Origin of the sequence: Streptomyces sp. NPDC007025 (assembly GCF_042869455.1) — a bacterium.
In the GTDB taxonomy this organism is placed as follows: domain Bacteria; phylum Actinomycetota; class Actinomycetes; order Streptomycetales; family Streptomycetaceae; genus Streptomyces.
The window spans coordinates 1-13052 of record NZ_JBIAFT010000001.1 but is presented as its reverse complement, the minus strand read 5'-3'; the positions used below and the strand labels follow the sequence as shown (position 1 = coordinate 13052).

The window sequence follows — 13052 nt, the reverse complement described above, 5'->3', positions numbered from 1 at the left end:
TAGTCAGGCTGCCCGGCCCGTTCCGTCGAGGTGGGTACGGTCAACGGGGCGCGCGGAACGCCGGATTGCGAGGCCTGCCCGGAGTCGGGCGACGGCGCGTGGGCCAGCTCCCGGAGAGAGGTGAGCGTCGCCGCGTCGAACGTCCCGCCGTCGGTCGCGTCGTCCACCGGGCGTGCGAACACCCTCCGGCGGGGTGTCGGGGCGCCGGGGTCGGCCGCGAGCGGGGCCGTCGTGCGAGCCGCCCTGCTGGTCGCGGGCGGCACGGGCGCATTCCCCGGGGCCGGGGAAGTGTCGCGGGTGCGGAAGCCGCCCGGCGTGCTGGCGGGTGTCGCGGTCCCGCTGGGGGTGAGCGGCGGCGAGTCCGCGTCCTCGGGGTGGGCCACCTGCCAGGAGCCCCGGGGCGCGGGCTGTCCGCTCGCGTCGGGATACACCGCGAGAGTGCGGACACCGGTGGCCGGGTCGGTCCACACCCCGGTGGAGAAGTCCGACCCCCAGGTCTGCTTGCCGGTGTTGCGGGACAGGATCCCCAGACCGCCGTCCGCGGGGTGGAATCCGTTCAGCGGCGGCTGCTGACTCGTCACGACGAGCGGCACGTGGTGCAGCCGTGCGCGCACTTCGGGATCGTGGTAGGCGAGTGAGCCGAGTACCTCGTCCACCGGTTCGTCGTCGGCGAGGTCGTAGACGAAGGGGGGACTGTCGGCAGCGGACGCCCAGGGGGCGGGTTCGGTGTCGTGGACCTCCAGCGTCCTGCCGTCGGCTCCCAGGCGCAGCAGCGTGACGGTGCTCAGGTCGACGGGGTCGGCACCCTGGGCCGGCAGGCCGACGGACCTGCCCCACGGGGTTCCGTTCTCGTCGGTGTTCAGCGTGAACGAGGACAGCTCGCCCTTCCACTCCCGGCGGAAGGCGATCAGGTCGTCCATGTTCCAGGGGTCGCGACCGGCGATCAGCGCGTCGCGCACCACCAGCCCGGCCTCACCGAATCGGCTCGGATCCGGGCCGGGCAGCCGCAGCACCTGCTCGGCGAACTCGCCCTCGTCCTGGACCGTGCGGAGGAACTCGGCGGTCCTGGCCTGCGCCCACGCGGTGCGCGACCAAGCAGCCTCGTCGACCGGCTCGCCGTCGTCGGGCAGGTCCAGCAGTTCCCTGACCCGGCCCTCCGGGTCCGGAGCGGCCGCCAGGTCCGCCAGCGCGCCGGTCAGATCGGGCAGCGCCAGCCAACGGGTCAACGGCAGCCGCCGCCCCCTGCCTCCCTGGTTGGCCGCCGCCTTCAGCAGACGGTCGTAATCGCCGACGGTGGCCCCCGGTTCATCCGGGCCGACCCCCGCGTACTTCCGGACGAGCGCGTCGAACAGGTCCACGGTGAACAGCCGCGCCCCGGGATGTTCTTCCAGGGCAGGGTCGGCCATGCGGCGCATCTCCAGCGAACCGATGCCGCTGACCAGCTTGCGGTAGTCCTTGCGGCTCGCCACGTCCGCGCCGAAGACCAGCCGCAGCGCCCGCACCAGCCGCAGCGCCTGCTCCCGCACCTCGTCCGGCGCCCGCCCACGTCCGTCGTACAGATGCGCCCAGCCCGCGATGCGGTCCAGGGCCCGGCCCTTTGGCTCCGGCAGGAAGCGTGCCCATTCCGCGCCGGGACTCCGCTCGTCCGTCATCAGGCTGATGACCATCTCGTCAGGATGGTTCGGGGGGATGAGGCCCTGGGCGAAGTCCGTGGAGAGCACGTAGTTGGAGGCCCAGACCTCGCGGTCGGCCTCGTTCGCCGCATACTGCCCGGCGGCCGGTTCGGAGAGCGGGTCGGCCCCTGCGGGCCTCCGCAGCGGGTCGGCCGGACGGGAACGGCCGGTGTGCACCGGAGGATTGGGCAGGCTGCGGTCCGTTCCCCCGGGCATCGCGCCGAAGCAGGAGAGCAGGACCAGCGGATGCCTGCGCGACAGGCCGAACAGCGAGACCAGACGCGCCACCCGGCGGCCTGTCTCCGGAGCGTCGACCTCTTCCACCCCGTGCGGGGTGAACCAGGAACTCCAACCCGCGCCTCCGTGGTAGTTCACGAAGACCGGACGGGGCCGCCCGCCCCCGAGCCAGGGCAGCCGGTGTGGGACGTGCAGACCGACTCGGCCCGTGCGCAGGGTGATCCACGACGTGGCGTTTTCCAGCAGGCGTGCCAGGGTGCTGCGGAGGTACCCCTGGTCCGGCTCGGCGGGGAGGTCCATGGAGATGAACGCGTGCAGCCGGTGGTCCGAGCCCGCCAAGGGATAAGCGATCTCCGGCCGGGCCCAGTCGACCGCACCGCCGTGCGGCAGCCTGGCACCGACGCGGACCTCGGAGGGCTGCCGCAGCAGCCACTGCGCATGCAGCCCGGCATGTTCCCGGACCGACAGCACGAACACGTGGCGGTCCGAGTCGTCGGTCGACGGAACCCACCGGCCGACGCCGTTGGGGGCCCAGACATCGCGGTCGTGGCGGTCCGCGAGCGCATCCTGAAGATGCATGTTCCAGGCGCTGGCCTCGGACATCGCCAGCAGGACGGGAACGTCCCGAGCCGCCCGGTCCAGCTCGGCATCGAACCCCATCAGCTCGAAGAACACCTCGGGGGGCACCCGCTGCGAGAAGCCCTCCTGCCCCCGCACCCGGATCCCCGTCCGGTCGGACTCCGCGGTCAGCAGATACGGGTCGGGCCCGCTGCTCCACGGCGCGGAACCGTCGTCGGCGAAGCGCACCGTACCGTCGGCGGGGTCGACCACCTCCACCGCCGACCTGGTCACGTCGGCGCCGAGCGGCACGCGCGGCCTGTTCCAGTCCCAGCCCCGCCAGTCCCCTTCGGCACCTCGACGCCGGAACCGGTCGTGCAGCACGCCCTGGCGCACCAGCCGCACCGCGGACAGGCCCGCCAGGCTCGCCACCCGCTCCGCGCGCGCGTCCATCGCCACGGCCAGCAGCTCCCGCCGGTGCTCCGGCGTCACCGGCTGCTCCGGGTCCAGCAGCAGCACCTGCCGGGCCAGCGGATCGAGGGCGAGCGAGCCGCCCTGGAGCGACAGGTGCTTCTTCCGCAGCGTGTCCAGCCGGGCCAGGGCCGACCGCTCCGCGGTGCGGGGGCGGTCAGCGAACCGGGGGCCGTAGAGAGTCCGGAGGATCCGGTCGTAGGGGTCCGCAGGAGCCGGGATCGCCGTGGGGATCCGGGAGCCCCCGCGCCCGCCCGGCCCGCCGGACAGCCCCGTGGGCGCGGTCCCGATTCCGCCCTGCGGCATGCTCGTCTGCGGCGCCTGCCGGCGCGCGTACGGCGAGCGCACCGGTGCGTTCTGCGACGCGTCGGCCAGGGACGGCACGGCCGACGAGGGCCGGAACGGGGACGTCGGGTCGCCGACCGGCTGGGTGAGCACGCGCCGCGGAGCAGTGCGCGGTGCCGCGGCCGAGGACGTGACGGTGCCGGGAGCGGACGACGCCGCGGGCCCGGCGGCGGACCGCGCGGACCCCGGCTGCGCCGTGGCTGCCGGGCCCGGCATGGGCTCCTCGTCCGTCTCGGAGTCGAGGTCGGACTCGTAGCCCGCCTCCGCGTCGGAGCCGAGGCCCGAGTCGGACTCGGTCCCGGACTCGCTTCCGGAGCTGGAGCTGGAGCTGCTGCTCGTCTCGGAAGCGGCCTCGGAACCGGTCGTGGAGCCGGAGGAGTAGCCCGAGTCGCCGCTGGACTCCGACTCGGAGCTCGAACTGGAGCTGGAACTCGAACTGGAGCTGGAGCTGGAACTGGAACTGGAACTGGAACTGGAACTGGAACTGGAGCTGCTGTACTCCGAGTCGGACTCCGTGCCGGAGTCGGAGCTCAGGCTGCTCGACTCGGAGCTGGACTCCGGGCTCGTGCCGGACTCGGGATCCCCCTCGGTGAACCGGGCCCGCTTGCGCGGCGGCGAGGCGTCCGGCCGTCCGGCCGCGGTCGGCTGCGGCCAGGTGACGGCGGCGGAAGGTCCGGGGCGGGAAGCGTGCGGGGGCGCCGAGTCGATGAGCGCGGCGGCGGAGGCCGGGGACGCGCCGGAGGTGTCCGCGAGCTGCTCCCGTACGTCCAGGTACGGGACGTACCCCCAGACGTCCTGCGGATCCGTGGCGTCGTCCTGGTCGAAGTACACGGCGAGGGTGACGCGGCCGCCCGCGTCCCGGTGCAGCGCCACGGGGTGCGTGCTGGCGTACCAGTCCTTGGACGTGTGGAGAGCGACCTGCGCCGGCAGGCTGTCCACTTCGAGGTCGTCGCCGTCCGGCATGGCCCGGCCGACCGCCAGGATGCCCAGCTCGGGTGCGTTCGGCCCGCGCAGCAGCGGATCGCGGGAGGCGAGATCGGCGAACGCGCCCGTCGGCGCGTAGCCCTCCCGCGCGTGGTACACGAACGGAATCGGGCCGTCCGGCTCGTCCTCGTCGTGCCAGGGCGCGGGGACGGGACGTTCCGGTCGGAACGAGCCGTCCGGCTGCTGCCTCATCGGGGTGATGACCGTGTGGTCGAAGTTCCCGTCCCCGAACTCCCCGGTGAAGTCCCGGGCCCAGGCCTCGTCCGCGATGTCGGTCAGCAGTGCCTCCGAGGACAGCACTCCCTCCCGCTCCAGGCCGAAGGAGGCCAGCGCGGCCAGGTCGTCCGGGTCGCGGCCGGCGGCGATCGCCCGGACGGCGGCGAGGTGTGCCTCCGGGAACCGTGCCGGGTCGGCCCGGTCCAGGCGCAGGACCGCGGCGGCGAACTCTCCCTTGGCCGCCGCATCGGCATCCCAGCCGACGATCCGCGCGGCCTTGACCTCCGCCCACAGCAGCCGCGACGCCTCCGGCGCCCGCAGCGGAGCGCCCTCCGGAAGGCCCAGCGCGTCCCGCGCCAGCGCCTGCGGGTCGTTCGCCTGCCGCAGCGCCCCCAGCGCCGCGGTCACCTCCGGCAGCGCGATCCACTGGGTCAGCCCGCGCTCCGGCTGCTCGGCCCGTGCGGCGATCGCGTTCTCCAGCAGCATGGCGAGGGCCTGCTGACGGTCCGCCGGTGACAGAGCCGTCAGCGGACCGGTCTCCCCGGTCGGGTCCCGGTGCTTCTCCCCCAGCAGTTCCAGCAGGTTCGTGGTGAACAGCGGGGCTCCGGAGCGGCCCAGCCGGACGTCCTGACGGCGCATCAGCTCCAGCGCGCCGATGCCCTGCACCAGCACCCGGCTCAGTCGTCCCCGCGGGTCGTCGGAATCCCGCAGGGACAGTGCGTGCGCGTCCACGGAACGGTAGTTCCCGTTGCGGTCCTTGAAGGGCTGGAAGGCCGCGCGCAGCACCCGCACCAGCCCCAGGGCCTGGCTCCGGACCTCGGCGGACGCCGGCCCGGTGCCCTGGTGCAGGCCCATGCCCCGGGCGAGCGCGTCCAGCGCTTCGCCCCGGGGACTGGGCTGCGCGACGGGGAACACGTGCTCCGGGGGCAGCTCCTGGAGGCGCGGGTCCAGTTGCACCTCGAACACGCCCTCGTCGGCACCGATGCCGGGCAGCGGCACGTTGGTGACACCGACGGTGGACACATGGCGGTGCGAGAGGACCGTCCTGCCGAGCGCGTCCGCCACGTGGTCCGCCTCGGACCGGTCGAACAGCGGATCGGCGCCCCCCGGATCCGTGTCGTGGACGGAGGCGCCCTCCTCGCCGAGGGTGCCGGGCTGCCGCGGCATCATGCCGTAGCAGTGGTCCATCACGAAGGGGTGGCTGTCGGGCAGACCGGTCAGCGCCACCAGCCCGGCGACCAGCCGGCCGGTCTCGGGGCCCGAGGTGGTCCGCGTCCCCCGCGGCGTGTGCCAGGCGGTGGTGCCCGCCAGTCCGTGGGCGACTCCGAAGACCGGGGAGGGCAGGGCCTGTGCGACCCAGGGCACGGTGCGCGCTTCCAGCCGGTCGGCGTCGGCGTAGCGGATGACGTACTTCTCGACCGGAGTGCCGGCGGTGAACCGGGAGTAGAACGAGGTGGTGTCCCAGCCCCCGTCGTTCTCCTCGGCGAAGTCCATCGAGGCGTAGCCGATGAGGCGGTTGTCGTCCCCGACGAGGGGCCAGTAGGACACCTGCCGGCTCCAGTGGGCCGCGTCGCCCAGGCCGCGGGCGGCGACGGCGCGCACCGTCTCCGGGTCGCGGCGCAGCCAGCCGCCCAGGGGCTCCTGCCGCTCCCGGGCGGTGATCGCCAGCACGGAGCGGTCCGGGTCCTCCGCCGTCCGCGTCCACTCCAGCCGCCCGCTGCTGGAGAGCACGTTCATGCCGTACCGGGACACCAGTCCGTCGGCGAGGTGGATGCCCCGGGAGCTGACCTGGGGCATCGCCAGCAGCAGATCGGTGCCCTGCGGGACCCGCGCGGTGTCCGGGTCGAACGCGGGCAGTTCGGTGAACACCTCGAACGGCACCCGCCGCAGCCGCCCGCCAAAGCCGGGCAACGAGATCCAGGACGGGCCGCTGGACGCCGAGTAGAGGTACGCGGCCCCCCAGGGGGTGTCGATCAGCTTCTCGGCACGCGTGCCGTCCTCGCGCTCGACGACCTGTGCCGCCACCCCGAGATCGGCGTCGTCGGGTATGCCGTCCGCGCTCCAGTTCCAGCCCGCCGGACGGCCCTGCGCGCCCGTCGGCAGCCGGTACCGGTCGGCGAAGAGTCCCTCCCCGTGGGTGGCCAGGTGGTAGGCCGAAAGCTCCGCGAGGCTCACCGCCCCCGGGCGCTGGAGGGCCACCCGCAGCAGTTCGGTGACGGTCGCGTCGGTCAGCTGCTCGCCCGGATCGAGGTGCAGCACACTCCGGGTCAGCTTCGTCAGGTCGAACCGGCCGCGCGCCAGCTCCGGGTGCTGCCCGCGCAGGCCGTCCAGCCGGTCCAGCAGCGCGTCCAGCGTCCCCTCGCGGGCGGCCGCGGCCGGATCGAGCGCGGCCAGCAGTCCCTGCACGGCACGGTACTGCGGCTCGGGGAGGAGTTCGCCCTGCTCGTCCTCGGAGCTGTCCAGCGACATGTCCGAGCTGCCGGACGTGGAGACGACGGGCGAGGACGGCACCGGCCCGGGACGCCCGGAGTGCGGCCGCGAGGAGCGGATCGCGTCTCCCGGCGCGCTCCGGGTCGCGTCCTCCGGCCCGCCGGAGGCCGACGCCCCGGCGGCGGTGCCCGCAGGACGGGAGACTCCCGGCCGGTCACCGACCTCCGCCACCGGCCGGGTGAGGACCGGGCGGGCCGCGGAGGCCGGTGCGGGCTGCGGCGGAGGGGCGGTGGCCGAGGTGCTCGGGTCGGCGGCGAGCCCGCTGCGGCCCTCCCCCGCGTACTCGCGGTTGACGGGCGCGTCGACCAGGGCCTGCCAGGTGTCGGCGGAGGGTGTGCTGCCGGGCGACAGCGGCAGCGCGTCCGGCCGCACCCGTCCGGACGGGTCGACGAGCACGGCCCGCGCGTCCAGCGGTACGAGGTCCAGCGGCCCGTCCGAGAGCGGTTGCCCCTCATGGCCGGGCGTCAGGTTCACCCAGGCCACGCCGCGTACGTCGGTGTCCGGGAGCCGGTAGGCCGCCCAGGCGTGGCCGGGCAGGCCGCCCTGGTTGCCGGCGAGGACGACGGCGAGGGTGCCCGGTGCGGAGCCGCGCAGCGCGTCGGCGACCACGTCCCAGGAGCGCACCGACGCCCAGCCGGGGCCCGGCGCCAGCGCGTACTCGGTCGCGCTGCGACTGCTCGTCAGGTCGTCGAGCGGGACTCCGGGCCGTACCCCGCCGCCGGGGAACAGCCGGTCGGTCAGCCGGCGCACGAGTCCGGCGCAGGGGCCCAGTGCGGAGATCGCCACCGGGCCGCGGGCGATCACCTCGTCGGCCAGCTCCCGCAGGTCGCTCCAGGTGCGCGCGGGGGCCGGTTCCGGAACCGGTGCCAACCGCGGGTCCTGCGCCGCCCGCGTCGGCGTGGGTGCGCTCTCGGGCGGAGTGTCGGTGGCGGGTTCGACGGCGGTGCTACCCGCGTAGCGCTGGTCGCCGGTCGGCACCCATCGGGTGGTGGTCTCGCCGTTCTCGGTGACGGACTGCCGGGCGTAGAAGGTGGTGTGGAACAGCTCGACGGTGCGGGGCGCGTCGGCCGGGCCGACGGCCTGGTGGCGCCGGAAGTCGAGGGGGCCGGCCCCCTCGCCGTACCGGTCGGCCCGGAAGATCTCGAAGCGCACGCCGAGGACATGCGCCAGCAGCGGCAGGAACGCCTCGCCCTCGGCGGAGTTCCAGTGGTCCGTCCAGTCCAGGACGGCGGCGGTGAGCGCGGTCAGTTCCCGGTCGTCCAGCGGCTCGTGGCGGAGCAGGAGGTCGGAGAGTTCTCCGCGCAGCCCCTCCTCGGTCTCGAAGGCGGTCTGGTCCGGGAGCGGGACGCCCAGGTCGGCCAGCCGGGTGACGAGTTCGGCCAGGTCCATCCCGGCGACGCGGGCCGCGAAGGAGTCGTCGCCCAGGTTGCTGAGGCGGTACTGCCACAGTGCCTCGGTGGCACCCCGGCCGCGGTCCGCCTGCAGCCGGTCCGCGACCAGCCCCCGCACGGCGGTGAGCACGGCGGCGTGGGGAGTGTCCGGCAGCGCCTCGGAGGGGCCGGCCAGATCGCGGCGGACCCGGGCCGGGTCCGACAGCCAGGCGTGCGCCTCGGGAGCACGTTCGGCCAGGCCTGGGAGCCGGTCGCGCAGCAGCGCCGGGTCGCTCACCAGGACGGCGGAGAGCATGCTCTCGCCGTCCTGCGGGACGGGCAGCGGGCTGCCCAGCGGGCGGGCGCTGAGCGTGCCGTTCTCGGCTGCCCCCTCGTCCCACAGTCCCCGGAAGGCGGCCCACGTCTCGTCGTTCCCGGGCCGCCACGGGTCCGTGGTCCCGTCGGTGATGGTGCTCTCGTCCGCGGGGGGCTCGGGGGCCGGGGCGGTCTCCTCGGTGGAGGTGCCCGACTCCAGCGGAAGCACCGATGCCACGACCGTCTCGTCCGCGGTCGCGTCCTGGTCCTTCGGAAGCACCGGCGGCGCGTCCGTCTCACCGGCGGTGGTGGCCGCCGCCTCCGGTCGCGAGGACGTCGTCCCGGTCCGCGCGCCGTCGTCCGCGACCGCTGCGGCCTTCCTGGCTTGCACTTCGGCGTACGGATTCGCCTTGAGGCCGCCTTGCTCCGAGACGGGGCCGTAGAGCCGTTCCAGCAGCGGAAGCAGCGCCGGGTCGTTGTCGCGCACCCACTGGGCGCCGTTGTTGTGCGGCTGGCCGGTGTACGGGTCGGTCCCGGTGTTGGTGCCCAGGTAGGCGTTGGAGAGCTGGGCGAAGTACTCGTATTCGTCGTGCGAGGAGTAGTTCGTCCCCGGACGGCGCCCGCGAGGGTCCTGGTAGGGACCGTCGGGCCAGTGCACCGGCTTGAGTTCGTGGTCATCTCCCGAGTTGAGCGCCCGCTCGTTCTTCCGCTCCTGCTCGATCTTCGCTTGATAGACGGACCTGATGTGGTCCACCACCGGCATGGGCAACGCCGCCATATGGAGGGCGTGCGCGAATTCGTGGGACGCGTCGGAATAGCCGTCGGCCGAGTGGGTCTTGCGGGAGAGGCTGGTCTCCTCACCCAGCAGGTTCTCCTCGGCGAACCCCGCGTGGCCGTTCCAGAAACCGCCCCGGCTCTCCTCCCACGCTCCCCCGTGGGCCGCGGCGGTTCCGCGCAGTTCGGTGAACGGAGCGAAGTCGGTGAGGGGCCTGTCCCGGGGTATCACCACCGCCCGGAAGCCTGTGAGCAGCATCCGCATCGTGGCGTTGGGGCCCCGCAGCAGGACGTCCGCCGGATCGTCGGACGCGGGCGCCTCGGACCCCTGGCGGGACCAGTTGTTCGAGTCCCGCAGCATGTGGGCGAGCACGTCCTGGGCCGCGCTCCGGGCGGCCTCGGGCTCGTGCACGCCCTCCGGTACACGCACCATCAACTGTGCCGCCGTGGCCCCGAAATCCTTCCGGGACAGGCCGTCCAGCAGAGCTCGGATCAGCTTCCGGTCCCCGGCCAGCCTGTCCAGTTCGGTGTCCGGGAGGAGCGCCAGCGCCTCGGTCCGCTCCGGTGCGGACATCCCGGGCAGCCGCGCCGCCAGGTCGGCGAGAGCGGGCGAGAGGGACGGGACGCCCGGCCGGGCCTTCGGAGTGGGGGCACCACCGCGCCCGCGGGGGCGCAGACCGAGATGGCGCCGGTTGCGGTCGGCGAGCCCGCGGGCGGTCTCGCGGGGAACGTCCTCCGCCAGCAGGTCGGCGACCTCCCGGACGGCACGCACGTACCGGCCGGCCGCGTACCAGGACAGCGCCTCGACCGGGTGCAGTTCCAGCGGCAGGACCAGGCCCATGGCGGTGTCCCACGCCTGGCGCAGGGCGTCGGAGCCGGTCTGCTTGGTGCCGCCGGCCAGTTCGGCGTTCGTCCGCGCGAAGTCGGCGTACGCCTCCTGCCAGGTGCGGCGGGCCATGTTCGCCGCCGTCTCGTCGAGCACCCCGGACCACGGCCCGGACCGGACCATCAGCACCCGGATCCGGTCCACTGGCGCCAGCGCTGCCAGCGGCACCTGGCTCGTCGGCAGGTCGCCGGGCGGCGGGACATCCGCCTTCCGCAACTCGTCGGCGGTGACGGCGTCGTGTGCCGCGGGATCGGCGTCCGCCAGATCCGCCAGGTCGGCCGGGAGGTCCGCGGCCGTCACCCGCGAGGCGATCCAGCGCCGCTCGGCGGCGTCGTGCGCGAGGTGCGGCACCGCCGAGAGGTCCTCGCTCTCGTCCCAGGCCGTCGGATCGACACCCAGCTCGCGCAGCCGCTCCGCCGCGCTCTCCCACTTCCCGTAGGCGCGGTCGGCACCGACCCGGGCCGCCGCGAGCGCTGCGTCGGTGTCGGTGCTGCCTCCGACGCCGGACTCCACACGCGCGCCGATCAGCTCGATGCTGTCCAGGGCCGCGGCGAAGTCGGCGCGCGCGGCGTCGAAGTCCGCCCGGGCGAGGGCGATCTGCGTCTCCCGCCGGGACACCTCCGGTGTGCTCGGTGCCGGGATCGGGTCCGCGCTGACCAGCGTTCCCTTGCCCTTGTCCGCGGCGGTCGGCGGGCCGGCGGGTGCGGTGGCAGCGGATTCGCGGGCCTCGCGGTCGGCGGGCGGCGTGGCGGAGCCGTCGTCCTCGGCCAGCGGCCCGGAGGTGGTCACGACCTTGGCCGGGGACGGCGGCGGGACGGCCGGGTCCGTTCGGTCGGGGCCCGCGGACGTGGTGGCCACGCGGTCCGCGGGCGGCAGTCCCAGTTCGTCGCGGGCCTCGTCGGCGAGCGCCACCGCGGAGTCCGCGTCCGGCCCCGCGGCCAGCAGGTGCTCGGCGACCTTCCGTACCGCGCCCCGGAATTCGGCGCCCGCGTACCGGGAGTCGGCCGACGCCGGATGCGGGCCGGGCGGCAGCACCAGTGTGAGCGCGGACTCCCAGGCGCGGGCGGCGTGTTCGGCCGCGGCGTCGTCGGAGACGGCGCTCTCGGCGGCGGCTGCCGCGAAGTCCTCGTACGCCGACTGCCAGATCCGTTCGGAGGCCTTGGCCGCGACCGTGTCAAGTCCGGGCGTCCAGGACGCGTCCCGCACCATGAGGAACTGCGTCAGCTCCAGCGGGGTGAGCCGGCTGTCGCCCACAGTCAGCAGACCGTTGTTCATCTCGGCGGCGGTGCGCTGGACGGGGCCCGGGGTGAAGCCCGCTTCCTCCAGTTGGGCCAGGCTGATCATCTCGTCGGAGGGGAGCGGTGCGGGGCTGCCGACGACATCCGCGTCCGTCAGTTGGTCCGCGATCCAGCGGCGCTGGGCGTCGGAGCGGTCGACGCGTGGCACCTGGTCGGCGGTGGAGCGGCCGCCGGCCGTCCCCGCGCCTCCGGTGGCGGTCTGGGTGGGCACGGCCGCGGGGGGTGCGGGATTCTGCTGGGCGGCGTCCTGCGGGGAGCCGGAGTCGGGGGGTCGGCTCGAAGTCGGTTCACTGCCCGGGTCGGCGTCCGGCTGCGTCTCCGGGGCCGACTGCGGGTCCGCGTCGGACTGCTGTCCGGCGTCCGGCTGGTCCAGGTCGGGGTCGCCGGTCTCGGAGCCGTCCTGGGCGTCGGGCCTGCGCGTGCCCTGGTTGCCCGACTGCTGGTTCCCGCTCTGTTGGCCGCTGCCAGGCCGACCCCCGGTGTGCTGGTCGGGGGACTGCTGGCCGCTCGGCGACGAGGAGACCGGAGGGGTCGACCCCATGGTGGGGGGTGCGCCGACGGGCCCCTGCTCTCCGGGGGCGAGGTTCTCCTCGTCCAGCAGCGTGTTGACATCGGAATCGCCGGGATTGCCGAACCGGCCGGACGAGTTCCCGGATCCCGGAAGCCCGGTCGGCCCGCGGCCCGCGCCCGGCCCGGAGGCGTTCTTGTCCGCGTCCCATCCCGACGCGTCCAGGTCCGCGCTCTCCGGCGACAGGTTGAGCAGGTCGTTCTCGCCGTAGCTGTCGCCGTACCCGGACCCGAAGCCCTTGCTGAGCGGCGGGCTGAGGTTCGACACCGGCGGCGCGAGGCTCGAAACCGGCGGGAAGCTGCTCAGGGGCGCCCCGAGAGGGCCGGTCGCCTTCGGGCCGACCGGCGCCGAGCGAGGAATGTCGGAATCGGTGGAGCCGGTGTCGGACTCGTATCCCGAGTCGTAGTCGAGGTCGGTGGTGGTGGGGGGCCTCGGCGAGTAGGCGGGCGGCGGCGAATAGGGCGTGCTGGTGCCGGTGGTCGGCGTGGGCGTGGGCGTGGGCGTCGGCCCGGCGAGGGGATCGTTCTTGGCGTAGGGCGGCGCGGGGCTGACGGCCGGCCTCGCCTCGGGGAAGACGTCGTTCTCGGAGTAGGGGGGCGGCGAGATGCGGGGGCCTGCGGGGCCGTTCGGCCCGCCGCCTCCGTCGCCGGAACCGCCGGTGGTGTAGCTGTTGTTGATGTAGTTGGTGAAGAGGTTTCCGTTCGGGAAGAGTTTGTTGTGGAGTGTGTGGCCGGGGGTGGTGAGTCCGGTGTGGAGGCCGCCGTGGACCAGAGCGCTGGTGCCGCCGCCGACCCAGTCGTTCCACTGGAACTCCCATTTGCCGTAGACGGCGCCGACCACGAGGAATCCCGCCAGTCCTTCGCCGGC

At 74.4% G+C, this 13052-nt stretch carries 1 protein-coding gene (running past one end of the window); it reads right to left on the bottom strand.

All coding sequences use genetic code 11. The features are described 5' to 3' along the window. Positions 1-13025: the 5' portion of a lonely Cys domain-containing protein gene (locus tag ACFYMO_RS00005; RefSeq protein ID WP_388543177.1), read on the bottom strand. The gene continues 49897 nt to the left of window position 1, outside the view; only the first 13025 of its 62922 coding nucleotides appear in the window; its start codon is at positions 13023-13025; the stop codon falls past the left edge of the window. Between the last annotated feature and the right edge of the window lie 27 nt (positions 13026-13052).